We start from the raw sequence: 25,777 nt of genomic DNA, 5'->3' as shown, positions 1-25,777 counted from the left end.
TTTCCATGCGACACAAGGGCATTGTTTCGACAGCGAACCCGCGGTGGCTCGAATCGGCCTGCCTGGCTGTCCTGGTGCCTGCGATGGCGTTCGGCTTGGCCGCGTGCGGCTCGAGCGTTGCGGGGACGAGCACCGCAGCACCCAGCGGCGGCACCAGTCCAACCGCGCCTCCGCCGAGTGCCACGAGCAAATCCAGCAGCGCCAACGCTCCGGCGGACAGCCCGGCTGCCGCGGTTGAGTCCTGGGTCACCCAGATTTTGCAGAAGCGCTACACTGAGGCATGCCTGGCGAGTGCGCCCGCGATGGCGCCGGATCAGGACGCCGAGACTGTGTGCAACGGTCCCGAAGCGAAGAAGACATTGGAGTCGCTGCACGAAGCCTGGGCCAAGCCCGGTGTCAAGTTGCCGCCGCAGGCGAAGGTCGAGGCGACCGGCGTGGCACCCCAAGGCGATACCGTCACGGTGGCGGACACTGCTATCAGCGTTGACGGCCGCACGTTGCACGAGCTCGCGCTCATCGGCGCGACCGGCAACGTCGAATCGTTCAGCGTCAGCCTGGAACTGAAGAAGCACAACGGGACCTGGCACGTCGGCGACCTGCACATCAAGTTCTGACCCACGTCGCGTCCTGTACCGCTCGAAAGTCATCGTTGTAGGTCAAGCGGCGTATCGGTTTCGTTGACTACGGCACTGGGCTTGTAACACGTGGCACCGATATCCAGCGCAGGGCATGGCGGGGGTGGCCAGGTTCGGTGCCTGGAAGCCGTTCGCTGTGGCGTTGGTGCGGAACAGGTGGATCTTGGCGGTGGGGGTGGTCGTTTCGTAGAGCGCGGCCAGGTCGGTGCGGCCGTCGGCGTCGAAGTCGCCTGCGGCGAGTCTGGCCCGTCCACTGTGGAAGGTGTTCCAACCGCCGCTGTCCCACCACCCGGCTGCGCGAGCGTCTCGCGTACGGGATACCTGATCCAGCGCGGGCCTATCGGCAACTCGCGGCGTGGACGTCCTTCTGGCTGGATCACCGCCGGCCGCCCGGCCACGAACTCCCGTACTACGAACACGGCAACGACAGCGGCTGGGACAACTCCACTGTGTTCCGCGACGACTGCCTCGTCCAGTCGGCGGACCTCGCCGCGTTTCTCGTGCTGCAGATGAAGGAACTTGCCACGCTCGCCGCCGAATTGGGTGAGCCATCCGCACAGTGGACCGAGCGCGCCGAGACATTGCTGACCACGATGCTGACCGATCTGTGGGACGGGACCCGGTTCCTCAGCCGTGATGTGGCCAGTGAACGCTCCGCGCCAGCACCAGCCTGCTCGACCTGATGTCAGTCGTGCGGGGTGAGCACCTTCCCCGTGACGTCTTCGATCGGTTGTGTGCCGGGGTCGCGGACCATCTGACATCGGTCGGTCTGGCCACCGAGTTGCCCGGATCGCCGTACTACGAGGCGGACGGATACTGGCGAGGGCCCGTGTGGGCGCCTGCCACAGTGCTGATCGAGGACGGCCTGCGCCGAGGCGGCGCGGTCGAACTCGCCGACCGGGTCAGTGCCCAGTTCCGTACTGTGTGCGAGAAGTCGGGCTTCGCTGAGAACTTCGACGCCCTCACCGGTGAAGGATTGCGCGATCGCGCCTACACGTGGACCGCCAGCGCGTATCTGATCCTTGCCGAGGACTCCGAGCGCGGCGGCCGGCACGACGAGACGGAGCTTCGTCACGGGGTTCATGGAGACCTTCAGTGCAGGGAAGGTGGGCAGTCCGGCAGTCAGCGAGAGCCGGACTATGGAAGGGAATCGCGGCCGGCGTCGCCCCGTGGGGCGACGCCGATCGAGCGATGTGGTCACCCGGATCGCTGGGCAGGGTGTGATCAGGGTGCGCCTGGGCGTCGGCAGGCCAGCGGATGAGCGGGATACGCGGCGCAGGAGTTTTGTCGCATCGAAAGTCCCCAACGTCATCGTTGACGAATGGCCGCGGCAGGGAGTCCGACCGGAGTGGGTCACCACCTCGTCGGCGGCCTTGACTTTCGAGCCAATGTAGCGCCGGCGGTACCGGCAGTCAACGAAAGTTGTGAGCGCTAACATTACCGCCCCGGGCCGGAAGATCGTTTTTCCGGGCCTGATAGTCGCGGCTACTCGACTCTTCCGTGGAGCGCTGTCCGTGCTCTTGGGCAGGCGGAACCTCTACCTGCTGGTTCGGCCTGTGAGCGTGAACAGTCCGGTGGCGGTTGTCCATAGTGGAACAGGCATGACCTGGGACCTCTGGGCCGTCTGGTCTCGCTGGGCAACGTCCGGACATCATATGTTTGTTGCTTGATCACTATCAGACCCCTGATCTGTCGAACCTGTCTTTGAGTCCTGGTGCGATCTCGCGGACGGTGACTGGCTGGCACTTGACACGACTCGGCACAAACATATGATGACTTGTTGGATGGCGGTATGCGTTGTGTGCCCGATGGCCACGATGCCCGCGATCGGGGCGGGTGTGCCGGGGAGTCGTTCCGCCTCGGGCGCCGCCGAACCGTTGGGTTGTCACCGTCAATGACGATGGGGTTCCCATGCCTGCTCAAGACTTCGCTCTCGGCTCTGCAGCCGATGTGCCGGCTTCCACGGTGACCCCGAGCAGAAGGAGTCAGTTCATGTTCAGGCACAGATTGGGGCCCGTCGTGGCCGCCGTGCTGCTCGTTCTGGGAATGGGAAGTACGGCCACGGCTGCGCCGGCGCAGAACGGCACTCTTGCGGCGAGCGCCGGATGCGGCAAGGCCCCGACGTTGACAAGCGGTACCCGTTCGATTCAGACCAGCGGCAAGAACCGCAGCTATATTCTGAGGATTCCCGACGGCTACGACCGCAGCCGCCCCTACCGGCTGATCTTCGGGCTGCACTGGCTGGGCGGCACGTCCACCGATGTGGACACCGGCCGCACGGTACAGACGGGGGTGTGGGCGTACTACGGGCTGCAGAGACTGGCGAACAACAGCGCTGTCTTCGCGGCGCCGCAGGGGTTCAACAACGGCTGGGGCAACTCCGGCGGCGAGGACGTCGTTTTTGTCGACGACATCATCAGGCAGATCGAGGCGGATCTGTGCGTCGACACGACGCAGCGTTTCGCCGTGGGATTCAGCTACGGCGGCGCCATGAGTTACTCGCTCGCGTGTTCCCGGGCGAATGTCTTCCGCGCCGTCGCGGTCCAGTCCGGCGGGGTACTCAGCGGGTGCAGTGGCGGCACCCAGCCCATCGCCTACATGGGCATACACGGACTCCGGGACGGAGTGCTGAACATCTCCGGTGGGCGGTCGATGCGGGACAGGTTCGTCCGGAACAACGGCTGCACAGCACAGAACCCGCCCGAGCCGTCGCAGGGAAGCCTGACGCACCGAGTCACCACCTACTCGGGGTGCCGGGCCGGTTATCCGGTCGTGTGGGCGGCGTTCGACGAAGGGCACATCGCCGCTCCACAGGACGGGGCCACTGGTGACAGCGGCTCCAGGACCTGGGTGCCGGCCGAGGTGTGGCGGTTCTTCTCCCAGTTCGGGTCCACCAACCCGCCGGATCCGGACCCGGGCACCGGGGCGTGCCGGGTCACCGACACAGTCAGCGCCTGGAACACCGGTCTGACTTCGAGCATCACCATCGCCAACACCAGTACCACCGCGATCAACGGCTGGTCGCTCGTGTTCACCCTGCCCGCCGGGCAGGCCATCACCTCCGGCTGGAGCGCGGATTACTCGCCCAGTTCCGGGCAGGTGACGGCCAGGAACGTGGCCTACAACGCCGAGATCGCTCCCGGTACGTCGACCACCATCGGGTTCCAGGCCAACCACACAGGCAACACCGCAGAACCAGCTTCGTTCACTCTCAACGGCACGGCCTGCACCGTCGCCTGATCGCTTGCCGAGCATCCGGGGGCAAGCCCTGCCCCGGGTGCTTGCCCGGTGTTTTCAATGAGGAGAGCAATGGCGTTCGCACGCGGCGATCCCTGTTATGGGGCGGGGACGCCACCGAGGTCGTCTCTGCGGAGCGTCCGGGTTCTTTCCCCTCGGTGTGATGACGTGTTGTCTCATGGTCGATATGCCTCCAGGACCGGATGAATGTGATGCGCTTTCGGCTTTGTGTCTACAGTGAACTGAAGGGCGGCCCGGACAGGGTGCGTGCCGCACGCCTGTCCGGGAGCTCGATCTAGCGGTAGCCGGCTGCGGTGATGTTGGCCTGCACTGCGTTCTCGGTGGCGTCTGTCGGGTAGCCGGAGGTCATGACGCCTTCGTAGAAGGTGCCAGCGGAGCCGTGGCTGTTGTCTCCGCCGATGCCGAGGATGATCGCGCCTTCCTTCTTCATCGGGTTGTAGCCGGGGACGTTGGGGCGCTTGCCGTTGTAATAGGTCGACAGGCCGCCGGACTGGGCGTTGCCGGCGCGGATGGCCCAGTGGTTCGGTTCGCCTTTGATGATGGCGGTCAGGTACCGGTGGTTCACGGTCGGGTCGTTGGCGTTGTAACGCTGGTTCACGCCGGAGAACAGGCCGTTTTCGAGGTCGGCCATCACCCAGGGGCCGGGACCGGTGCCGTAACCCCAGACTTTGATGTTGCCGAAGTAGATGGCTTCCATGGTGCCGTTGCCGTTGTCCCGGCTGTTGCGCTCGGCATTGCCGTAGTCGAAACAACAACCACCGTTGTAATGCGTCCCGTCGAGGATCGCGTACATGCCTTCGGGCTGGTCACCGGTCGCCACACCGTTGGTGTTGTTGTTGCGGTATCCGGTGCCAGGGGCCACGAACACGCCGTACGCTTTGCGGCCGCCTACCGTGGTCGGTGCCGCAGTGGCGTTCGCGAGGTTGTCGTACCCGCCCGGAGCCGGGCCGGGGAATCCTCCGGGCGGGGCCTGGGTGAGGTTGTTGTGCCTGCTGGTCTGGTCGTAGATGATCGTGATGAGACAGGTTGTGCCCGCGCAGAAAGAGTCCTGCGTTGCCGCGTTGGCGACTCCGCCCGCGCTCAGGACGCCGATGTCCCGGGTGGTGTTGTCCCTGGAGCGCCTGACTTGGTACAGCGGACCGTTGTATGCGCCGAACAACGCCCTGGTGGTGCTGTGGGCGGCCACGCAAGGCGTGCCACCGCTGGCGTAGATGTCACACGGCAGAGTGCCGGCTGCCGTCGCGGTCTGCGTTCCTGTCACACTCGCACCGGTGATGGCGAGTGCCATGGCAGCGGTGATCACCGCCAACCGGCCTGAGGTCCTCAACTTTCGCAAGGTGTACTCCTTTCTGGTGCGTAATCCGATCGCGCCTGGCCGGGAACACCACCGTGGTCCCGGCCAGGCTCAGGTGCTAGATCAACGGGCAGGTGCCGCGGTACATCGAGACACCGGTCTTGTCCAGCAAAGTCGGGCACAGGAACTGGCTGTAGCGGGTGTCGTTGTCGAGGAAGATCTTCAGCCAGGGGATCAACGTGCGCATCTCGACCGTGTTCGGCTTGGTGGCGAACAGATGGTCGGCGCCGTTGATCTGCACGTAGGCCTTCTTCGTCGCCGCGGGCAGACTGCCGTAGAGACCATCCAGATAGGACGGAGTGACCACTGTGTCCCGGTTTCCGGCGATGAACATCGTCGGCACGCGGTCGTTGGCCAGGTTCCCGGACGGCTTGAACGGCGCGAGCCCCACCGCGGCCTTCAGCGACGGCCTCTGGGTGGCGGCGACGAGGGCACCGCCACCACCCATGGAGTGCCCGATCACGCCCAGCCGGCCGGGGTCGACCCGGTTGCGCACCGCGCTCTTCTGCGTCAAGTAGTCCAGCGCGGCCAGCAGTTGCGTTCCCCGAGCGGTGTCGAAGTCCGTGCGGCTGTTGGTTTCGATGCCGATCACCACGAACCCGAAGGACGCCAGTCGCGGCCCCATCCAGGCCTCTTCGTTCTTGAACAGTGCTGTGTAGCCGGGCACGATCGCGACCGCACCCCACGTACCCAGGCTTGTGTCCGTCGGGTAGTAGATGTACCCGCCGTTGAAACCATTGCCTGGCGGCACGGTCATTTGCGCGGTGGCAAACGGTCCGTTCGTGGCCGCGACGCTGGCGAGGGTCGGATCCGGGCCCCGCTGGTACGGATTGGCCGCCGCCAACGCTGATTGCGGCGAGACCGCGGGCGCGAGTATCCCCAGGACTACCGCGGCTGCGGTGACAGCTTGTTTGAGCAGTCGCCGCCGGGGGATGGGGGGTTCGGCACCTGCCGGAGCCCGGGATTTTATGACATGTCGCACTGTTACGACCTCCTTGTCGGTGCAGGGGAGTTGTCGTTGCCGCCGTCGTGCGCGGAGATCCGCGAGCCGGGTGCAGGGACTCACAGACCGTCCGGAGTGGACCGTTACGGGCGGCGACTGGGTACATCACGACGCCGTGTGCGGGACTGAAGCGCTGATCGCGCTGGCCGTGGTCGACGTCGCACCGGTCTGCAGACCGGTCAGGGTGTAGCGGCCCGCGCCGGGAATGCCGGCTATGCGCGGGACAGGCCGAAGAAGTCGATGACGTACTGGGCCATACCGCCCTGCGGGAGGGCGTGGCCGACGCCTTGGATGCTGATGCCTTCCACCTGGACGGTGCCGCCAAGGTTGTAGCGGGTGCGGGTCCAGTTGGACTGTGGGCGATCAGTCGTGGTCGGGCTCTGGCTGATGCCCGCCACGTTCGTCCACTGTTTGATCGCCTCACCGAAGTTCGGGTATCGCAGCGTGGCGTCGGTCGTGCCGTGCCACAACTGCATCCGTGGCCTCGGTCCGCTGTAGCCGGGGTACGCGGCGCGGACGAGATCGCCCCACTGCTGCGGGGTCTTGATGATCTGTCCGTTGGCGCACTGGCTGTTCCACTCCGAACCGTTGGTGGTGGCGAAGCATCCGAACGGCACACCGGAGAAGGCCGCGCCGGCCTTGAACACGTCCGGATAGTCACCGAGCAGGACGTTGGTCATCATGGCGCCCGACGATGCCCCGGTGACGTACACACGGCCGGCGTCGGCGTTGTTGTGCTGCACCACGTACCGGACCATCGACACGATCCCGACCGGGTCGCTGCCGCCGTTGTGCTTCAGCGCCTGTGGGGAGGAAACGTCGAAACACTTGCTGGCACGGGTCACCGACGGGTAGATGACGACGAACCCGTAGCGGTCGGCCAGCCTGGCGAACTCGGTCCCGGAGTAGAAGGCCGGACCGGAACCCGTGCAGTAGTGCACCGCAACGAGGATCGCCGGCTTGGGTTTCACCGTGTTCGGCACGTACAGGTACATCTGCAGGTTCGACGGGTTGGTGCCGAAGTTGGTGACCTGGGTCAACGAGGCCGCGGACGCCGGCGAGGCCGTCAGCAAGGCGGCGGCGAACAGCGATATCGCGGTCAGCAACGCGGTAAGGAAACGACGAACCATTCTCTTGCTCCTCTCAGCTGTTCAGCACTCGGAGCGCGGCCGCCGCGCCGAGGACGGCTGTCTGCCATCGGTTGCTGGTCATGTGTTGATCTCCCCTTAGCGGTAACCAGCACCAACGATGTTGGCCTGTACCGCGTTCTCGGTCGCGTCGGACGGATAACCCGCGACGATCGCGCCTTCGTAGAAAGTTCCGATGCTGATGTTGGTGTTGCCGTTGCAGCAGTCGCCGCCGCTGCCCAGCACGATCGCCCCTTGCTTCTTCATCGGGTTGTATCCCCTGGGAAGCGAGCCGTCCCACAAGGTCGCCAGGCCGCCGGACTGTGCGTTGCTGCCTTTGATCGCAAACCGCGTGGTTCCGTTGTTCTTCAGCGTCGCGGTGACGAACTTGCTGGTGAACGATCGCTGGTTGGGGTTCCAGGATGTGCTGCCACCCGGGAACAGCCCCCACTCCAGATCCGCCTGTACCCAGGGACCGGACCCGGAACACCCGCCGAACCAGCATTGCCGGCTGAAGTTGATCGCGTCCATGGCACCGGGGCCGTCAGCCTTGCGGGTCGTTTCGCTGTTGCCGTAGTCGAAGCAGCAGCCGTTGTTGACGTGTGTGCCGCTGGTGACCATGTACATGCCTTCGGGAGCGCTCCCAGTCGGGACACCCGACGAGGACCCGTTGCGCCAGTAGCTGTTCCTCGCGTTGATGTACAACGAATAGGCCTTGTTCGTCCCGATCGTCAGCGACTCGCTGGTCGCCTTCGCCGGGACGTCCGAGCCGCCCGCGCCGCCGGGTCCCTGATAGGCCAGGTGGTTTCCCCGCCCGGACTGGTCGAGGACGACGGTGATGACGCACGACGTGCCGGCACAGAACGAATCCTGCGCCGCGGCATTGGCCGCACCGCCCGGGGACAGTACGCCGATATTTCTGGTCGTGTTGTCCGATGATCGACGGACCTGGTACAGGCTCCCGTTGTAGGAACCGTAGAGCGCGCGAACGGTGCTGTGTGCTGCTACACAAGGGGTTCCGCCAGCGGCATAGATGTCACACGGACCGGTCGCGGCCGCCGAGGCGGGCGCGGACCACGTCAGCGAACTCGCCAGCACCCCCGCCGCCACGAATACGACTTTCGTCGTCCGGCCGGCGGCGCGACGTGGAACAGTTGGGGCGCCGGAGGAGGCGATCACCGCGGACCAGTTCATACGGGGCATCGGAACTCCCATCATCGTTGACGGCGAGCACTGCCTGCAGGGCAGGAACCTGAATGGGCCGGACCTCTCGCCGGCCACATCGGACATCCGGCGGGGGAATGGAGTGGTCGGCTTACGTCAGGCGACTATCGTGTCGTGGAGCCGAGATTGTGTTAGCGCTAACATCTCGATTGTCAAAGTTTAGTACTCCAGATCGTCGTCTGGCAACGGTTCCGTCACGTTCTGCTTGCGCGTGAGGGTCATGGCTATCGCCGGCTCGAGACCTGATGATCCGGTCTTTCGTCCTCTGCTGACGTACTGAAAATGCGAAAAGACGGAGGAAAATGACACAACGGACTGTCCTCGGCGGGTAATAGTCGAAAGTGGACACAGAGCCCGAAGGCATGTACGCGATCTTCAACGGGACGCGTTACAACGGTGGTTGTTGTTTCGACTACGGCAATGCCGAGCGCAACAGCCGGGACGACGGCAACGGCACCAATGTGGGGATTTCGCACTGCCGGGCCGTCAGCCAGGCTTTGGGCAACGCGCCGACGCCTGTGACCGGCTGGCCCATCGGACAGTCACGTCGGGAGAAACTTCGCCGCGAGCACTCGAGCCAGAGCCCAGTCCTGGGCGGCGACGCCGACGGTCTTGAACACCGTTCGATCCCGCCGCGCGGGCGGATGGGACAGAGCCTCACCGAGCACGATGAGGTCATCGGCCACAATCGCCCCGCTGGACAACGCGTGCAGAATTTCGCCGGACTCGTCGAGGATCGCCGCACGGTCATCGATGACGACTGTGGCTTCGGCGAGCAGGTCGTCCGGAAGCTCCCGCATCGTCGGCCGGAACGCGCCGATGGCGTTGATGTGCACTCGGGCGGGCAGCATGGCCGATGCCAATGCTGGCTCGGGTCCGGTTGAGGTCGGTCACCGTCAGCTCGGCCAAGGGGCGAACGGCGTGCACGGCGCGAACCTGGTCGGCGGCCTGGCCTCCTGCGCCGACGATGGCCATTCGGTTGGGCGCGGGGGAAGCCAGCGGGCTGGCATGCCTGGCGGCCGGCGCACCTGCACGTCAAAGTCTCCGCGCCTGGCCACGAACTGCTCACCGCGCAGCTGTACTTCCCCGGCGATCCGCACAACGACGACGACATCGCCAGTGCGGTGAAGCCCGAGCTGATCCTGTCTCCCGTTGCCCAGGACGATGGCAGTGCCAAGGTCGGCTACGGCTTCGCGCTCGACCCGGTGCGAGGCTGAGCGTGCTGTTCCACGTGCGGAAGACGGACGTCCAGCAGCTGCAACAGTGCGGAAAGTGGCTGCATCTCTGGCGGATCACCGGTGAGTACGCCAACTTCTCGATCTTCGACGTCGAGTCCAACGACGAGCTGCACACTCTGCTGGCCGGGCTGCCGCTCTTCCCGTACATGGACATCCACGTCACGCCGCTCGCGACACACCCGTGCGACATCAATGCTTGAGGACCTGCATCAGTGATCGGTGGGCGTGTCGAAGGCGGCACCTGCCGTGGCCAGGTTGGCGCGGGCGGTGTCGATGAATTCGTGGAACGGGTCGTTGGGTTGCCATTGTTCGTAGGCGGTCATGAGTGCTGCCATCGCCAGGTTGAGTTGCAGGCGGGCCGATGGGAGGTCTTGTGCGGGGGTTCGTTGTTCGACCCAGGCGCGGAGGTCTTCGCTGATCCATTGGCTGCCTTTGCGGAACGTGGCCGCCATCGCCGGGGTCGAGGACTTCATCCGCCGGAGCGCCACGAACGATTTCTCGATCGATTCCAGTCCTTCCAGGACGGTGTCCGTGATCGCCCGCCACAGGGGTTCGGTGTCGGCGTGTTTCGCGCGAATGCTCGCCCACACGGCCCGCTCCTGCGGGTCCGGCTCGGTGATCGTGTCCTCTTTCGTGGGGTAGTAGTTGAAGAACGTCGCCCGGGAGACGTTTGCGGCGGCGGCGATCTCCTCCACGCTCACCGAGTCGTATCCGCGCTCGGCGAAGAGCTTCAGTGCCGCGTCGCGGATCGCTCGTCGTGCCTGCAGCTTCTTGCGCTCCCGTAGCCCGAGAGCCGGGTCGTTGCTCACATCCACGACCATAGACGACTGATGGACTTGCGTCCAACTTTGTCTTGAGTCTATGTTTGGGGTGCAGTCCAAAGTGTCCGTGTGGACATGAATCCGGATACCGCGCACAGCTACGTCCCAGACAGAAAAGGAACGATCGACATGTCGACCGGTAAGCGTGAAGTGCTGATCATCATCCCCTCGGGGGGCGACCTGCCGCTGGCCGAGCCCTCCGGGGCGTCGGTGTCGGTGGGGTTCTACCTCGTCGAACTCGCACAGGTCCTCCGGCAGTTCGAAAGCACTCACCAGTTCACTTTCGCCACGCCCGACGGGACAGTTCCCCAGCTGGACATCAACGGGATGGCGCTGCCGTATCACGCGTTGGACGCTCTCGTGGCCACGGCACAGCAGGCGCGCGAGCTGCAGAGTTCTCCCACGTTCGATGTGGTGGACTATCGCGAGCGGTTCGCGCCCCTGGTCGCGCGGCGCGAGCAGGAACTCGGACTGCTGGAGCGTCACCTCGGGCGGCTGGCGCTCTCCGACGTGCTGCCCGGCACGGACAAGGACGCCGCCACGTTGCACCCTGAGCTCGCGGCACGCATGTCTCGCCTGCCCGAGCACTCCTTCCTCTCCGCGCGGCAGATCGTGCAGCGCCACCGGGACCCGCTGGACAGCTTCGAGGTCGGCAGGTTCGACTTCATCCACGCGCCCGGGGGACACGCCCCCATGATCAGCTTCCGCGATGACCCATGGCTGGGCGAGATCCTGCACCTGGCCCGCGACAACGGCGTGCTCATCTCGCTGATCTGCCACGCACCCGTGATCCTCACCTCGACCCAGTTCCGGATCGACGAGAGCGGCAACCCCTACACGCCGCAACCGAACCCATTCGCGGGCACGACTGTCAGCACCGTGCCGAAACTCGCTGAGCGGTCCGCCGAGGACTACGGATATCTGCACGTTCCCGGCGAGCAGACCCGAGTCACCTACTACATCGACGAAGCACTCGAAGCCATAGGCGTGCACAACCTTCCCAAGGAAAACCCCGCAGCGATCGAGGTTCACCACGAGCGCGCCGTGAACGTGGTGTCAACCAACGGCCCTCAGGGGGTCGACGCCCTCGCGCAGGAGATCGAATCCCTGCTCGCCGCGACGGGTGCGCCCCGCGCCACATCGACCACTTGAGTCACAGCCGCCACCAGTGTCGGCCCTCAGGTTGCGTGGCGATGAGAGGTCAGTCCTCCAGGTGGGCATGCAGCCAGCGTTCCGCTTCCGGTTGAACCGAGAGGTGATCACGTTGGCCGAAGTGATCAGTGCCGTGGACGCCGTGGACGTCCGGTTCCCGACCTCGCTGAGCCTGGACGGGTCGGACGCGATGAACCCGGAACCCGACTACTCGGCGGCCTACGTGACCATCCGGACGAGTGCGGGCGAGGAAGGGTACGGTCTCGCGTTCACGGTCGGGCGTGGCAACGATGTGCAGGTAGCCGCCGTCCGCGCGCTGGTACCGCTGGTGGTGGGAATGCCGGTGGCCGAAGCGTTGTCGGATCTCGGTGCGTTCTCCCGTCGCCTGACCGGGGACAGCCAGCTGAGGTGGCTGGGGCCGGACAAGGGCGCCATCCACTTGGCCGTACTGGATCGAGGAGCCGACGTCACCGGACGACGTGCTGGGCCATGCCGCGATCCGCCGGGCGGTGGCGCCGATCAAGGTGGCCACCGGGATCGCACTGCTGGTGCTTGCCCAGACCATGGTGCTCGTCGTCGGCAAGATGGACCTCTCGCTGGAGTCCACGTTCGGCCTGGCACCCGGGGTGGCTGCCTGGCTGACCATCACCGGCGGCCACTCGCTGGGCCTGCTGCCCGGCTGGGCCGCGCTGCCTGTGGTGCTGCTGGTCGGAGTGCTGGTCGGTGCGCTCAACGCACTGCTGATCGTCCGATTCGGACTCGGCGGGTTCGTGGTCACCCTGGGTATGCTGATCGTCCTGCGTGGCCTGCTCACCGGGGTCTCCGGCGGCCGGACGTTCTTCGGCCTGCCCGATTCGATGCTCTATCTCGGAACGACGCTGTGGGCCGGGATCCCGGCGTCGATCTGGCTCTGCCTGCTGTTGTTCGCCGGCGGCACACCGATAGCGGCATGGGCAACCCGGTGCGCCCGTGATCGTCACTACCGGGGGGCAGGATGCGCTGGGAACTCGCGTGATGAGGGTGGAGGCAGCGTGGTCGGAGCAGTCCTCAGCCCGTCGGCCAGGAGAGCGACATAGCGTTTGCGGTCGGCGCCCTGGTGATCGTCTGGATGAACGGTGGCCAGGGCCATGACGATGACTGCCGCGAGGTCGCGAACCTCCAGCTCCGGCCGCGCCGTTCCGGCGTCGACGGCGCGGCGGAGCAGGCGTTCGAGGGAGCGCAGGCAGCGGTGCACGCTGTCGACGTCGAACGCGTCGGACTCCCGGGCGAGAGAGAGGATGGTCCGTTGCCGGGCCAATACCTCGACGGTCGTCTCAAGCATGCCGATGAGATCCCGCCACGGATCATCGGTGTGTGCCGCCGCCATGGGTTCGATCTCCGTGGTGAGCACATGGTCGAAAACGGCCCGGACGAGCTGGTCGCGAGCGTGGAAGCGCCGGTAGACCGTCATCACGCTCACATCCGCGCGCTGGGCGATCTGCTCGAGGGTCGCCTCGGGCCCGATCTCCTCGAACGCCAGGACTGCCGCGCCGACAATCCGCTCGTAGTTACGGGCAGCGTCAGCCCTCAGGGCCCGTTCGTTCGTCGCCATGGCAGACGCACGGTAACAGCCCGGCGGGACATCACCATGTCACCTGCAGTGTCTTGAGCCCGAACACCACGCCGAAGACATGGAACTGGGCCTGCTGGTCCGGGTCGGACAGCGCCAGCCGGGGGAAACGCCGAAGCAGGGCCGGGAAGGCGATCCGCATCTCCATCCGGGCCAGCGGTGCCCCCAGACAGTGGTGCACACCGTGGCCGAAGGCCAGGTGACCGGCGGCTCCACGGGTAATGTCCAGGGCCTGAGGGCGTTCGATGAACGTGCCGTCGCGGTTGGCCGCGGGCAGCGAGACGATCACGAGCGAGTCCGCGGGGATCGTGTGCCCACCGACTTCCACGTCAGCGGTGGTCATCCGTGGTGGCATCGAGTGCACGATGGACAGCCAGCGCAGCAGTTCCTCGACGGCGGGCTCGGCCTGTGCCGGATCGTCGCGGACCATGGCCAGCTGGTCCGGGTGCCGCAGCAGGGCCAGGGTGCCCAGGCCGAGCATGTTCGCGGTCGTCTCATGACCGGCCAGCAACAGCAGGCCCGCGATGCCGACAAGTTCGTCCGTACTGAGATCGCCGCCGTGTTCGCGCACCAGCATCCCCAGCATGTCCTCGCCGGGATCCGCCTGGGCGCGGGCGACCAGACCGGTCATGTAGTCGCGGCTCTCGCGCCGTGCCGCCATCCGCTGCTGCATGGACACCGACAGGTCGAGCAGGCGAGCGGAACGGCCGTGGAACTCGGCGCGGTCGGCGTACGGCACGCCCAGCAGTTCGCAGATCACCAGCGAAGGGACGGGAAGTGCGAAATGCGCCACCATGTCGGCGGGTCTGCCTGCCCGCTCCAGATCGGCCAGGGCCGCCTCGACGATCTCCACGATCCGCGGTTCCAGCCTGCGCATCCGCCGTACCGTGAACTCGGGCGTGAGGATGCGCCGCAACCGGGTGTGCTCCGGCGGGTCGAACCCGACCAGGTTGCCGGCCCGCATCCGGGCCACCTCCTGCTCGTCGGCAGCTATCTGGCCGCTCGGACCGAACGGTGTGCGCGCGCTGCTGAACCGTGCCGGATCCGACAGCACCTGCCGGACATCTTCGTAGCGGCTCACCAGATACGCGGGCACGCCGAACGGCGTCATCATCCGTACGACACCCTCGTCGTCCCGGGCCCGTGTCAGTTCCTCCGCGGGGCCGAACCCGTCCCGCCGCATGTGCAGCGGGATCTCCGGCGCTTCTGTCATCGCCTGTCCACCTTCCCTGCAGTCGTCCAGGGCCAACGTATCAGATAAGTGAAAGGTGGCTAACACTTACTGTATGGCGCCGGACCGGCAAGGTGGGTGCTTGGCAGGACTCTTGACCGTCCTTACTGGACATATTTCCGTGTCCGCGGGTCCGTCAGGCCGAAACGTTTGCCCGCTCGAGCACCTGCATGAACGCGCGTGACCACTGGGGCAGGTCGGGCCACCCACGACACGACACCATGTTGCCGTCCACGACGTCGGGCCCGTCCACGAATGTCGCGCCGGCGTTCTCCACGTCGGCCTTCAGCGGCGGGTATGCGGCGGTGGTGCGGCCGCGGAGCAGTCGCAGTGCGGCCGGGACCTGGGGGCCGTGGCAGATCGTGCCGACCGGGAGACCTTTGCCGAAGAAGTACCTGACGATGCGCGCCACGTCCGGGTCGGTCCGGATGTACTCCGGCGCGCGGCCACCGGGAATGACCAGCGCGTCGTAGTCCTCGGGATTCACGTCACCGAATGCCAGGTCCACGGGCAGTCGGTGGCCGGGCTTTTCGGTGTAGGCGTCGCAGCCGGGCTCGAAGTCGTGGACCACCAGCTTCACCGCCCGCGTCGTCGGGGCGGTGACTATCGCCTCGTGCCCGGCCTCACGCAGGCGGAACACCGGGTACATCGAGTCGAGTTCCTCCGCCGCGTCCCCGGTCAGGATCAGCACTCGTGCCATGCTCGCTCCTTCCGATCTGTCTGAAGCATCCCTTGTACACCAACGTAACCAGAACGGGAGCCCTTGCCACGCCTGGCGTGGCAAGGGCTCCCGTCCAGGTCAGAGCCGCTCGAGCCAGATGTCGCGGAACCGTGGGTTGGCACCGGGGTCGCCGTGGTCCTGCAGCTTGATCTTGCCGGTCGGGGCTTCCGGTTTGCCCAGGCCGGTCGGGCTGTCGATGGCCACGTTGTTGTGCACCTGCGTTCCGTTCCACCACACGGATATCCGTGCGTTCTCCACCTTCTTGCCCGAACCGTCGAAGCGCGCCGCGCGGAACTCGATGTCGTAGGTCTGCCAGGTGCGGGTCGGCCGCGCCGCGTTGACGTCGGGCGCCTTCTTCAGATAGATGGAACCTGCGCCGTTGAGCTCCGGTGGTCGCCGGTAGGACTCCAGGACCTGTAGTTCGTAGCTCTCGTGGATGTACACGCCACTGTTGCCGCGGGCCTGTCCGGTGACGTTCGGCGGGTAGTCCGGCTCGTACCACTCGACGTGCATGCGGAAGTCGCCGAACTGTTCCTTCGTACGGATGTCACCGCCGAGCGACTCCATCGACCCGTTCGCCACGGGCCACGTCGCCGGTCCGCCGGATGACTTCTCCCACGCGTTGAGGTTGGTACCGTTGAACAACGTAACCCGGTCCGCGTTCTGCGGTGGCGCCGCCTCGGCGGTAGGCAGCCGGTTGAGTGTGTACCACGCTTCGGTGCTCCACAGCTGCGTACCGGACGCCGAACTGAACGGGCGCGGCGTACGCACATACACCACCCGGCCCGGCTTCAGGTTCGCGATCTTCAGCGTCACCTTCTTGCGATCGGCCGACAGCGTCGCCGAGGTGACGCTGAGGTTCTCCTGGTCGACCTTCGGCCCGCCGTACGTGGACGTCGGCACGTACCGCCACTGCTGGGCCTTGTACCTGCTGAGGAGATTCGTCGCGGTGTCGTTGGACAGCGGCTGGGTGTACTCGAGTTCGAAGCCGCCGCTGATGGCCCGCATCTGGTAGATGTCGAACGCGGTGGAGGCGTTGAAGGTGAGCTTCTGCAGGCCGTGCTTGAGTTTGCCCTCCTGGCCCCAGTTGCCTGCCCAGCCGATGCCGCCGGCGTAGATCGCGCCGTCCGGGCCGAGGCTGATCCGGTTCACCCCGGCCTCGAGCCCCTGGGTCATGCGGAACACCGCGCCCTGATACTCGCCGCCGACCTTCTCCAGGTAGGCGCGTTGCAGACCGCCGTAGGTCACGTCGCCGAACACCATCTGGTCCTTGAACACGCCGCTGGGCAGCATGATCGGGTTGCTTGGCGAGTTGGAGATCTCGTTGTGCGGCAACCAGAGGATGGGCTGGGTCACCGGCTGGTCGTCGTACGGGCCGTCCGGGTTGGTGAAGTGGTTGTAGAAAGCACCTTGCTTGATCCGCAGCAGCTTCGACGTCGGCACCCACATGCCCTGGTTGTCGGTGACGAACAGGTCGCCCTCCGGCCCCAGGCCCGGACCGTTCGGTGTGCGCAGTCCACCGGCCATATAGGACAGTTGACCCGTGCTCCTGCTGATCTTGAGGACACTGCCGCGGCTGGGCACGGGCTGCGGGTCGGCGGTCGCACCGCCGGGGACCATCGCGATGCCCGTGGTGACGTAGAAGAACCCGTCCTTGTACACCAGGCCGAACGCGAACTCGTGGTAGTTGCCGCCGAACGGCCAGGTCGCGATCCGGCGGTACTCGTCGGCGACCTCGTCACCGGTGTTGTCCACGAGCGCGGTCAGCTGGTGCTTCTCCGACACGTAGATCGTGCCGTCGACGTACTTGAGCCCCATCGGTTCCCGCAGGTTCTGGGCGATGCGCTTCATCGTCACCTTGGACGGGTCGGTGTTGCCGGTGACACCGCTGAGCAGAAACACCTCGCCGAGCACGGTCAGCCGGTCGCCGCCCCACGTGGAGATGGCCAGCCGGCCGTCGGGCAGCCAGTCCATGCCGGTGACCTGCGGCTCGAAGCCAGGCGGACGCAGGTTCGTCAGCGTGTAGTCCGGGTGCACACCGGTCAGCGGCAGACCGTCGCCGCCCGAGTCGGCGGCTGTCTCGCACTGCTTGCGGCCAGGCGAGGTGACCCGGACGACGTCGGCGTCGGTGCTCAGCGCCGAGTTCGGCACCAGGCTGTATCCGCTCGCGCCCGGTGGCCGCCACTCGAGCAACAGACGTTGGGCGGAGACGGCGTCGAAGTGGTCGATGCGCAACGCATGCGGGCCCGTCGCCAGCTGGACCGAGCCTTCCTTCGAGGTGGCGCCATGCCGGCCGGGGTGGTTGATCACCTGGCTGCCGTCGAGCAGGAACCGGGCGCCGTCGTCGCTGGTCAGCCGGAAGCCGTACGTCCCTGCGGTGGATATGTTGAGATAACCGCTCACCTCGGTGACGAACCGGTCGGCGAATCCGAAGTGCGCGGTGGTCGACCAGTCGATCGTCGGCATCAGCTTGTCGATGTTGGGTGTCTGGGCGGGCTTGAGCCGGCAGTAGTCGTTCAGTTCGACCTGGACGTCGAACACGCGCATGGTCACGCCCGGTTCCTGGGGCGGGATGCCGGCCTGGGCGGACGCGGGGACTGAGAGGACGGGAATCGCTATGGCAGCGGCTAACAGGGCAGCGAACGACCGCATGAGGGGGTCTGCCTCCTTCGGGGCCGATGACAGGGCCCCACGCCGGTCGCGTGGGGTCCTGTCACTTACGGAAGAGGACAGCTTCCGTTACAGATCGACGAAGAAGTGGGAGTCCACTTCGGATCAGAACTGGGTGAAGAATTTCCATACCTCGGCGGGGACCCAGGTCCTGGAGCCGCTGTCACCGGGTGCGCCGTCCTGCGGTGCGGCGATGTGGCCACCGTCGAACGCGGCCCACGCGACCGGATATCCCCCTCGGCAGCCCGAGTAGGTGGTGGTCCGGTGTGTCAGGCTGCCGCGGGCAGGCTCAGGCGGGTTCTGCGCGGCGCAGCCGTTGTTGCGGACGAACCTGTCCCGCAGCCCTCGCCCACTGGCGATGTTGTCTCCGACGCCGTGCACACCCAGGTAGGCGATGGGCTGCGTGCCGCCGCTGCATCCGCTGAGCGTTCCGGGCGACGACTGGACCGCGACCGCACGGAAAACGTTCGGCCTGGCACAGGCCAGCGCATGGCTCATCGCGCCGCCGTAGCTGAAGCCCACGGCGAAGCGGCGCGTGGTCTCGACACAGAGGTCGCTCTCGATCCGGCTGAGCATGTTGTCCACAAAGGTGACGTCCTCGCCACCGGAGTTGGCCCAGCCGTTGCCGATACCTTGGGGTGCGACGAAAATCGTGCTGTTGTTCGCGAGTCGCTGCAGGCCGTAGTAGGCCCAGACATCGCGCTGCACGGTCTGGCCGGTGGCGACATCGGTGGCGGTGCCGCCCCACCAGTGGAACCCGAACACCAGCCGGTAAGGGTTCCTGTTGTTGTAGTTGTCGGGAATCTTGAGGATGAACGTGCGGTTCTTGCCGCTGCTCTGAATGGTGTGCGTACCGCTGCGCAGCGTCGGCGTCTTGCCGCATCCGGCGGTCGGTGAGGCGATCCCGATGTCCGTCGGTGACGCGGCGGCGCTGCCCTGGGCGGTGCCGCTCATGGTCAGGACTAGCAGTGCCGCGACCGCGGCGGCCCCGAGGAAGGATCTGTGTTTCACCATCATGTGGCTCCCTCGAACAAGGTAGGGGATTCAACAGAACGAGCCGGCCTGCGTGAGCAGGCCTTTCCGCCAGGCGGCCGGCCGTCGGCCGTGTTCCGGCGGGAAAACCCGGCGTGCGGCGAACACTCGATTCCGCTCAACTGGTGAACTGCCACCAGTTCATGTTGAACAGATAGCCGCTGGCGCCGGTGAATCTGAGAAACAGGTCCTGGGTTCCGGTCGCGCCGGTGACCGGGCAGGAGACGTTCGCCCAGTTCTGCCAGCCGCCTGTGCCCGCGACGGTGCACCTTCCGACGACCGTGCCGTTCTGGTTGCCGAGCCGCAGTTCGATGGTTCCGCCGTTGGTCGCGGAGGCGACTCGGGTGGTGAAGGACTTCGCGCCGGCTCCAAAGGCGACTGCTTTGATCTTGATCCAGTCGTTGTTGTGGATATGGCCGATGTTCATGGTGCCTTCGCTGGCAGGTTCGGTCTCGATGCCGGATCCCCAGGCGATGGTCTCGGCTTCCTGCCGGACATAGGGATTCAGCGTGTCGGCAGCGGGTGGCCCGGCGGTGGTCATGTTGAACGTCGGGATGGTGCCGTCGGCGTTGTAGCTGAACTTCTCCACGGCGACCGAGCGGGTGAAGCCGCCGCCGCCCGGCAGCGCGCCGTTGTGGTAGAAGAAGTACGAGGACCCCTTGTAGTCGATGATGCCGGGGTGGTTGGTGAAGCTGCTGCCCTGGGTGGGCATGATCGTTCCGCGGTAGGTCCACGGCCCGGTCGGGCTCGGCGCTGTCGAGTAGGCGATGAACTCCGAACAGCACTTCGCCGCGAACACGTTGTAGTACAAGCCGTTGCGTTTGTAGACCCAAGGTGCTTCCTCGTACAGGGTCGGCCTGCTCGGGTTGCCGGTCCGGGTGCCGAACCCCGCGGTGGTCAGCGGAATGCGAGTGGCGCTTCCGGAGAACGAGATCATGTCCGGGTTGAGCTTGACGTACCAGAGGTTGGGGTTGCCCCAGTACAGGTAGGCTTGGCCGTTGTCGTCGATGAACGCTGCGGGGTCGATCTCGCCGTTCTCCACCAGTGGGCGGCCGATGGCGTCCCGGAACGGGCCGGTGGGGCTGTTGGAAACGCCGACGCCGATGGCCATCCGGCCGGTCGCGCGGTTGGTGACCGGGACGTACCAGTAGAACATGCCGTTGCGCTGGATGGTGTGGCCTGCCCAGGCGTTCGTGCTTGCCCAGGAGAAGGTGGCCAGGCTCATCGGTGAGCCGTGGTCGGTCCAGTTCACCATGTCTGCGGACGACCACACCCGCCAGTCCTTCATCGTGAAGTTCGTGGAACCGTCCTCGTCGTGTCCTGTGTAGAGGTACACGCGTCCGTTGTAGACCATTGGGGCCGGGTCGGCGGTGTAGACATGCTGGACGATCGGGTTGTCGGCGCTGGCCACGGCCGGGAAGACCGCCAGGGCGCAGACAACACTGACGATCCAGGCGACTGTCCTGCACGGGAGAGATCGCACAGTCATCCTCCATGAGATCAGGGAGTGACGCGGAAGGTGGCGTCCTGCCGCTCGGTGAGGCTGGACGAGGCGCTGATCGGGTCGATACGCAGCAACGAGTTGGCGTGGCGCAGGTAGCGGGTGGGGAAGTTGTAGGAGCGGAACGACGACCAGGACGAGTCAGCCAGCCCAGCGGTCTGGTAGAACGTCGCGTCGCCGCGGAACGCCGTGGTGTTGTCATTGGGGTCCAGCCGGAGCGCGTAACCGGCGTGCCGCAAGTAGTTGTTGGCCACGTTCACCGACTGGAAGGACACCCCGGCCGAGTCGGCCAGCCCGGGGACCATCCGCCACAACTGTTCCTGGTACGGATCGAACGGGTAGGCGTCCAGCCTGGCAACGCGGTTCGAGTGCCGGACGAACCGGTCGGGCAGGTTGGACGACTTCAGCCGCACCCAGTTCGGCAGGCCCCACCGGTTGACCACGGCGTTGTACTCCACATCGGAGATACCGACCATCGAACCGTGCTTGGCGTTCAGCGGCGGGGTGTAGTCGCGCTGGTTGAGCAATGTCCACGCGTTGGCGGTGATGTTGGACGAGCTCCACGCGTAGTAGTCGGCGTTGACAGGGCTGAACGAGTCGCCCCAGAGGCGCCAGCCACCTTCATTGGTCTTGAGCAGTAGCGGCGCCTCCATGGCGTTGCCCTGTTTGAGGCCGCTGGTGTACGTGGTGAAACTGTTCGGCGCACCGGTCGAAGAACGCGCGCCATAGATGAAGCCGTCAGCAAGGTTCTTGTAGTACATGTACGTGGTCGCGCCCTCGACCACGATGTCACCGTCCAGGACATTGAAGCCGGGACTGAAGAACACCTGTGACGAGCTCACCGTCCGGAAGTCGCTGGTGTAGTTCACCATGAACACGTCCCGGCCGTTGTTGGCCGAGTACACGATGCCGTACTGGTTGCGCGAGGCGTCCCAGAACGCGGTCGGCGCCCACGTATGGGTGTTCAAGGTGTGCATCCGGACGCGCCGGTAACCCGTGAACGACGTGAGATCTGTCGAGTCGTACACGTGCAGGTACTGGCTGTTGCGGGAGAAGTCGGTGCCCTTCAGGTCAGTGGCGAGCACCACGAAGGCGCCGTCGCGCTTGCGGAACAAGAACGGGTCCCGCAGGCCCATCTCACCCGCGGTCGGTGTGACGACCGGGTTGTTCTGGTTGAGTGGCGTCCAGTTGAGACCGTCCCGGCTGACGGCCAGGTGCAGACCGTAGTCGGCGCCGGTGAAGCTGGGGGACTCGGTGAAGTACGCCATGAGGTACGCGGTGTTCGCCGCGAACGCCATGCGTGGCAGGGCCGCGAGTCCGGTGGCGCCAAGCGCCGACACGAAAGCCGCGCGTGTGAATGATCGACGAGTGAGAGCCATGGGATCCCTTACCGGGTCAGGGAGTGGCGAGTTCGAAGCGTTGGACGGTGACCGCGCCGCCGAGGGAGCTGGTGGCGTGGTTGAAGATGCCGAAGCGGTAGCCCATGAAGAACTGCCATTCGTTCTTGAGGGTGAATCCGGGGCCGAGTGGCGTGAAGGTGACGCCGTCGGTGCTGTAGGAGAACCGGGCCTGACGTCCGGCGCCGGGACGGATGTCGGCGTTGGCCCGCAACCAGATCTTCGTGCCTGTCAGGTTCGCGCTGGCCACTTCGGTACCTGTGCCGGTGGTGGCCCAGTTGTTGTTCATCGTCAGGCCGTTGACTATGACGAGCCGGTTGCGGCCGCCGTCACGTTTGACCCCGATCCAGGCCGAGGAGTCGCGTAGCATCGCCAGGCCGGTCCGGTCGCCATCACGCATCGCCGAGATATCCAGGGTGACGGTGCCGGTGGAGGTGGGGCCCTGGATGCGGTGGGTGAGGGTGTTACGGGCCGAGTAGAGGTCGTTGGTCACGGTCGCGGTTTGCAGGCGTAGTCCGTTGTTGACCGAGTACTTGCTGGTGTCCGGGTTGTGGTTCCATTCCCATTGCGGGCCCAGAGTGGTGCCGTTGAAGGTGTCCACGCCGGTCATCGGTTTCACCGGACGTGCGGGGAGGGGCATGGGGTAGCTGGCGCCCCAGCCGTTGTTCACCGTCTGGATCCGTGGCCACCCGTCGGATGTCCAGGTGATCGGGGCGAGGACAGGCACGCGTCCGCCGGGGTAGGCGTCGACGAAGGCCATGTAGTGCCAGTCGCCGTTCTGGGTCTGGACCAGTCCGCCCTGGTGGGGGACGCCGCCGCCGGGGATCGGGGTGGGCATGTTCAGCAGGACCTGTTGCAGTGTGTATGGGCCGAACGGGTTGCTGGCCTTGAGGATGTACTGGCCGTTGGCGGGGCGGGTGAGGAAGATGTAGTAGTTGCCGTTGCGCTTGTAGAAGCGGGCGCCTTCGAGGGTTCCGATGTTCGATGGGGTGGTGAAGACCTGTTGTGAGCGGACTTCGGTCTTGCCGTCCGGGGAGAGTTGGGCGACGCTGATGTTGGAGTTGCCGTAGGCGACGTACATGGTGTCGTTGTCGTCGACGAGCATTCCGGCGTCGTAGTAGCACTTGTTGATGGTGGTGTGGCGGGACCATTGGCCGTCGACGGCGGTCGCGGTGTAGATGTGGGTCTGGCCGAAGTCGATGCAGCCGCCCCAGTAGAAGGTCTTGTTGCTCTTGCGGTAGTTGAGGAAGGAGGCCCAGATGCCGCGCACGTAGCCGCGGCCGCCGTTGAGGTCGTACTTGGCGCCGAAGTCCAGACGCGGCACCGAGTGGCCGGCGAACTCCCAGTTCACCAGGTCGTAGGAGCGTAGGATTGGTGCGCCGGGGGAGTAGTGCATGGTGGATGCCGAGTAGTAGTAGGTGTTGTCCACGCGCAGGATGTCGATGTCCGCGAAGTCCTGCCAGAGAACCGGGTTGGTGAAGTTCGCGGCCGGCTGGACATCGCCGGTGCCTGCCTGTGCCGAAGGGCTTGCCAGCAGGCCGAGCGCGACGGTGACAGTTGCGCCGAGTGCCCAGAGGCGTCGGAGTGACATGGGGATTCCCTTTCCGGGTCGGAGCTCGGGCGCGGACCCGTGTCTGGCCGTGACAGGTCCAGGGACCGCGGCGCTCCGCGGCTCCTTCAGGTGGAAAGGGGACGCTGCCCGCGTGCTGCGCGCCGGCGGCGTCCCCGAGATCAGCAGGGCAGGACGGTCCGAGTGATCTGATTGATCAATGTGGACAGTCGACGCGGTGCGTCCGTCGGCTTGGTGATCGGGTTCATGGGCCTTCGGTGCAGGCAAGGGGGAGCGGGTGGGTGGGCGGACTCGGCGCAGGGGTTTGTTCGCATCGAAAGTCCCAACGTCATCGTTGACGGATGGTCGCGGCGGCGGGTGGCCCAACCGGGATGGGTTACGGCATCGGCCGTACGACCTTGACTTTCGGGCCAATGTAGCGCTAGCGGTATCGCCAGTCAACGAAAGCTGTGAGCGCTAACAGCGGTGGTCGCGCGATGTTCCGAGCAGGAAGATCGTCTTGTTCGGCCAGGCAGTCGCGGCCCTGTCACTGTTGTGAGCGGTCGATTGCTCTTTTCGAGGCAACGCGGGAACCCTACCGGCCGGTTCAACTTGTGAGCGTGAACAGTGCGGTGTCACACTGTCGCCCGTCAGGCGGGCTCCGGTTCCGGGCGCGCATCGCGTGGTGCTGCGCTGCCCCGAGTCCAGCCGGCTTGAGTCCGGACCGCGGCGGTCCTCCGCGACGCCCGTGCTATGTCTGCTTAGGACAGTCTGGCCGATCGCCGCTCCCTGCCACCTGCCTGCCATGGGCGGGTGCTGTCCAGAAGGTGTCACACATGAACCTGACAGCGAGGTCAGTGTCACGAGCTCTGATCGTGACGACGTTGGCGGTTGTCACAACCGGTGTAACCGCCCTGGTTCCGATCGGGTCGGCGAGTGCCGCGAGCACACTCGGCGCGTCCGCCGCGCAGACCGGCCGCTACTTCGGCGCCGCCGTCGCGGCGCACCGGCTCGGCGACGCGACCTACACCGGGATTCTCAACCGGGAGTTCGACATGGTCACGGCCGAGAACGAGATGAAGATGGACGCGACCGAGCCCAACCGCAACCAGTTCTCCTACGGCAATGCCGACCGGATCGTGAATCACGCGCGCAGCCAGGGCAAGCGCGTGCGTGGCCACACACTCGCGTGGCATTCGCAGCAGCCAGGGTGGATGCGGGGGATGGAAGGTTCCGCGCTGCGTTCGGCGCTGGTCAACCATATCTCGAAAGTCGCGGCGTACTACCGGGGCAAGATCTACACGTGGGACGTGGTGAACGAGGCGTTCGCCGACGGCGGTTCCGGCGGCAGGCGCGACTCGAACCTGCAGCGCACCGGCAACGACTGGATCGAGGTCGCGTTCCGCACCGCTCGTGCCGCTGACCCGGGTGCGAAGCTGTGCTACAACGACTACAGCATCGAGGACTGGTCAGCCGCCAAGACCCAGGGCGTCTACCGGATGGTGCGCGACTTCAAGTCGCGGGGCGTTCCCATCGACTGCGTGGGCCTGCAGGCCCACTTCGGCACCGGTATCCCCGGCAGCTTCCAGACCACGCTGCAGAACTTCGCCAGTCTCGGGGTGGACGTGCAGATCACCGAGCTGGACATCGCCGGTTCGGGCGCGCAGCAGGCCGACAACTACCGGCGCGTCACCCAGGCATGTCTTGCTGTGGCGCGCTGCAACGGGATCACGACCTGGGGAATCCGCGACACGGACTCATGGCGCTATCCAGGCGTGTCGCCGTTGCTGTTCGACGGAGCCGGCAACAAGAAGCCCGCCTACACAGCGGTGCTGAACGCTCTGAACGCACGCAACTAGGTGTGCCGGAACTCCTCGACACACACATCAGACATCATATGTTTAAGTTTGATCTCTGTTGTTAGCGGCAGGCGCACTCTCCGGATGGTCCGACGCTGCAAGGCAATGACGTAGACCGGTGAGAGCGTCGAAGCGAGGGTTGACAGGAAGCCTGATAGACATATGATGACTTGTTGGATGGCGGGACGTATTGTGTGCCTGACGGCCATGACGCCCGCGATCGGGATCGGGTGTGCCGGGGAGTTCACGTCGCTCTCCGCGTGCTGCCGAACTGTTGGGTTGTCGCCGTCAATGACGATGGGGTTCCCATGCCTGCCAAGCACTCTGCCCGTGTGAGGTTCTCCTCTCCGCATCCGGCCTGTTTCGCGCACAGCGGTCCGTAGCGTCTTCACTTTG

The 25,777-nt window shown here is 65.7% G+C and carries 22 protein-coding genes and 4 pseudogenes; 11 read left to right on the top strand and 15 right to left on the bottom strand.

Annotation, left to right across the window (positions count from 1 at the left end; all coding sequences use genetic code 11):
• The first annotated feature begins 5 nt into the window (after positions 1–5).
• The 4 genes from JOF56_RS58820 (at position 6) to JOF56_RS45645 (ending at position 3,875) form a co-directional block, all read left to right on the top strand.
• Entirely contained in the window at positions 6–614 is a 609-nt protein-coding gene (locus JOF56_RS58820; RefSeq protein ID WP_245378672.1) for a hypothetical protein, read from the top strand.
• Between the two features lie 137 nt (positions 615–751).
• Positions 752–1,318: an MGH1-like glycoside hydrolase domain-containing protein gene (locus JOF56_RS60920; protein WP_372448316.1), complete on the top strand. Its 567-nt coding sequence runs from the start codon at positions 752–754 to the stop codon at positions 1,316–1,318.
• On the top strand, positions 1,318–1,896 hold the full coding sequence (locus JOF56_RS45650; RefSeq protein WP_209645757.1) for an MGH1-like glycoside hydrolase domain-containing protein: 579 nt from the start codon (positions 1,318–1,320) through the stop codon (positions 1,894–1,896). Before JOF56_RS60920 ends, JOF56_RS45650 begins: the two co-directional genes overlap by 1 nt.
• A 731-nt stretch (positions 1,897–2,627) precedes the next feature.
• The gene (locus tag JOF56_RS45645) at positions 2,628–3,875 is read left to right on the top strand and encodes a CE1 family esterase (protein ID WP_209645756.1); all 1,248 of its coding nucleotides are present in this window, start codon (positions 2,628–2,630) and stop codon (positions 3,873–3,875) included.
• A 292-nt stretch (positions 3,876–4,167) separates the two neighbouring features.
• Here JOF56_RS45645 and JOF56_RS45640 read toward each other — a convergent pair whose 3' ends face one another.
• From JOF56_RS45640 to JOF56_RS45625, 4 genes are all read right to left on the bottom strand, one after another.
• Positions 4,168–5,229, bottom strand: a complete 1,062-nt coding sequence (locus JOF56_RS45640) for an arabinofuranosidase catalytic domain-containing protein (RefSeq protein WP_372448315.1) — start codon at positions 5,227–5,229, stop codon at positions 4,168–4,170.
• A 76-nt stretch (positions 5,230–5,305) separates the two neighbouring features.
• The gene (locus tag JOF56_RS45635) at positions 5,306–6,229 is read right to left on the bottom strand and encodes a dienelactone hydrolase family protein (RefSeq protein WP_307855560.1); all 924 of its coding nucleotides are present in this window, start codon (positions 6,227–6,229) and stop codon (positions 5,306–5,308) included.
• Positions 6,230–6,462: 233 nt separating this feature from the next.
• Positions 6,463–7,380, bottom strand: a complete 918-nt coding sequence (locus JOF56_RS45630) for an extracellular catalytic domain type 1 short-chain-length polyhydroxyalkanoate depolymerase (RefSeq protein ID WP_209645755.1) — start codon at positions 7,378–7,380, stop codon at positions 6,463–6,465.
• A gap of 96 nt (positions 7,381–7,476) precedes the next feature.
• Positions 7,477–8,580 (bottom strand): arabinofuranosidase catalytic domain-containing protein, encoded by a 1,104-nt coding sequence (locus JOF56_RS45625; protein ID WP_245378671.1) that lies wholly within the window; start codon positions 8,578–8,580, stop codon positions 7,477–7,479.
• A gap of 383 nt (positions 8,581–8,963) precedes the next feature.
• On the opposite strand from JOF56_RS45625, the pseudogene JOF56_RS45620 reads away from it, so the two are divergent.
• Positions 8,964–9,053: pseudogene (locus JOF56_RS45620) on the top strand (arabinofuranosidase catalytic domain-containing protein); the annotation flags it as partial.
• On the opposite strand, the gene JOF56_RS60445 reads toward JOF56_RS45620, so the two are convergent.
• Together JOF56_RS60445 and JOF56_RS45615 are read right to left on the bottom strand one after the other, a co-directional pair.
• Positions 9,014–9,136 (bottom strand): hypothetical protein, encoded by a 123-nt coding sequence (locus tag JOF56_RS60445; RefSeq protein ID WP_307855559.1) that lies wholly within the window; start codon positions 9,134–9,136, stop codon positions 9,014–9,016. The pseudogene JOF56_RS45620 and the gene JOF56_RS60445 overlap by 40 nt on opposite strands.
• A gap of 7 nt (positions 9,137–9,143) precedes the next feature.
• Positions 9,144–9,452, bottom strand: a complete 309-nt coding sequence (locus JOF56_RS45615; protein WP_281065590.1) for a hypothetical protein — start codon at positions 9,450–9,452, stop codon at positions 9,144–9,146.
• 147 nt (positions 9,453–9,599) lie between these two features.
• Between JOF56_RS45615 and JOF56_RS45610 the strand changes: the two are divergent.
• Together JOF56_RS45610 and JOF56_RS45605 are read left to right on the top strand one after the other, a co-directional pair.
• Positions 9,600–9,818, top strand: a pseudogene (locus tag JOF56_RS45610) (dioxygenase family protein); the annotation flags it as partial.
• Positions 9,815–10,039, top strand: a complete 225-nt coding sequence (locus tag JOF56_RS45605; protein WP_209648882.1) for a muconolactone Delta-isomerase family protein — start codon at positions 9,815–9,817, stop codon at positions 10,037–10,039. The pseudogene JOF56_RS45610 and the gene JOF56_RS45605, both read left to right, overlap by 4 nt.
• Positions 10,040–10,048: 9 nt before the next feature.
• On the opposite strand, the gene JOF56_RS45600 is transcribed toward JOF56_RS45605, so the two are convergent.
• Entirely contained in the window at positions 10,049–10,648 is a 600-nt protein-coding gene (locus JOF56_RS45600; protein ID WP_307855557.1) for a TetR/AcrR family transcriptional regulator, read from the bottom strand.
• A gap of 141 nt (positions 10,649–10,789) precedes the next feature.
• Between JOF56_RS45600 and JOF56_RS45595 the strand changes: the two genes are divergently transcribed.
• From JOF56_RS45595 to JOF56_RS45585, 3 genes and pseudogenes are all read left to right on the top strand, one after another.
• A complete protein-coding gene (locus JOF56_RS45595; RefSeq protein ID WP_209645754.1) occupies positions 10,790–11,812 on the top strand; it encodes a type 1 glutamine amidotransferase family protein in 1,023 nt (340 codons plus the stop codon).
• A 67-nt stretch (positions 11,813–11,879) separates the two neighbouring features.
• Positions 11,880–12,299 (top strand): annotated as a pseudogene (locus JOF56_RS58815) (fuconate dehydratase); the annotation flags it as partial.
• Between the two features lie 22 nt (positions 12,300–12,321).
• Entirely contained in the window at positions 12,322–12,888 is a 567-nt protein-coding gene (locus JOF56_RS45585) for an ABC transporter permease subunit (RefSeq protein ID WP_307855556.1), read from the top strand.
• On the opposite strand, the gene JOF56_RS45580 is transcribed toward JOF56_RS45585, so the two are convergent.
• The 8 genes and pseudogenes from JOF56_RS45580 to JOF56_RS45545 form a co-directional block, all read right to left on the bottom strand.
• Positions 12,792–13,403 (bottom strand): TetR/AcrR family transcriptional regulator, encoded by a 612-nt coding sequence (locus tag JOF56_RS45580; protein ID WP_209645752.1) that lies wholly within the window; start codon positions 13,401–13,403, stop codon positions 12,792–12,794. The genes JOF56_RS45585 and JOF56_RS45580 overlap by 97 nt on opposite strands.
• A gap of 31 nt (positions 13,404–13,434) precedes the next feature.
• A complete protein-coding gene (locus tag JOF56_RS45575) occupies positions 13,435–14,634 on the bottom strand; it encodes a cytochrome P450 (RefSeq protein ID WP_209645751.1) in 1,200 nt (399 codons plus the stop codon).
• A 154-nt stretch (positions 14,635–14,788) separates the two neighbouring features.
• Positions 14,789–15,352 (bottom strand): DJ-1/PfpI family protein, encoded by a 564-nt coding sequence (locus JOF56_RS45570; RefSeq protein ID WP_209645750.1) that lies wholly within the window; start codon positions 15,350–15,352, stop codon positions 14,789–14,791.
• A 99-nt stretch (positions 15,353–15,451) separates the two neighbouring features.
• The gene (locus JOF56_RS45565) at positions 15,452–18,025 is read right to left on the bottom strand and encodes a 3-keto-alpha-glucoside-1,2-lyase-like domain-containing protein (RefSeq protein ID WP_209645749.1); all 2,574 of its coding nucleotides are present in this window, start codon (positions 18,023–18,025) and stop codon (positions 15,452–15,454) included.
• A 126-nt stretch (positions 18,026–18,151) separates the two neighbouring features.
• Positions 18,152–19,057 (bottom strand): annotated as a pseudogene (locus tag JOF56_RS45560) (CE1 family esterase); the annotation flags it as partial.
• 136 nt (positions 19,058–19,193) lie between these two features.
• Positions 19,194–20,558: a glycoside hydrolase family 43 protein gene (locus tag JOF56_RS45555; RefSeq protein WP_307855555.1), complete on the bottom strand. Its 1,365-nt coding sequence runs from the start codon at positions 20,556–20,558 to the stop codon at positions 19,194–19,196.
• A gap of 17 nt (positions 20,559–20,575) precedes the next feature.
• Positions 20,576–21,955 carry a glycoside hydrolase family 43 protein gene (locus JOF56_RS45550; RefSeq protein ID WP_209645746.1) on the bottom strand — a complete coding sequence of 460 codons (1,380 nt, stop codon included), beginning with the start codon at positions 21,953–21,955 and terminating at the stop codon, positions 20,576–20,578.
• 16 nt (positions 21,956–21,971) lie between these two features.
• Complete coding sequence (locus JOF56_RS45545) at positions 21,972–23,564, bottom strand: glycoside hydrolase family 43 protein (protein WP_209645745.1); 1,593 nt, start codon at positions 23,562–23,564, stop codon at positions 21,972–21,974.
• A gap of 794 nt (positions 23,565–24,358) precedes the next feature.
• Here JOF56_RS45545 and JOF56_RS45540 point away from each other — a divergent pair.
• The gene (locus tag JOF56_RS45540; protein WP_209645744.1) at positions 24,359–25,381 is read left to right on the top strand and encodes an endo-1,4-beta-xylanase; all 1,023 of its coding nucleotides are present in this window, start codon (positions 24,359–24,361) and stop codon (positions 25,379–25,381) included.
• Positions 25,382–25,777 lie beyond the last annotated feature (396 nt).

This window comes from Kibdelosporangium banguiense (assembly GCF_017876405.1).
Classification (GTDB): Bacteria; Actinomycetota; Actinomycetes; order Mycobacteriales; family Pseudonocardiaceae; genus Kibdelosporangium; species Kibdelosporangium banguiense.
This window is presented reverse-complemented; position numbering and strand designations above follow the sequence as displayed.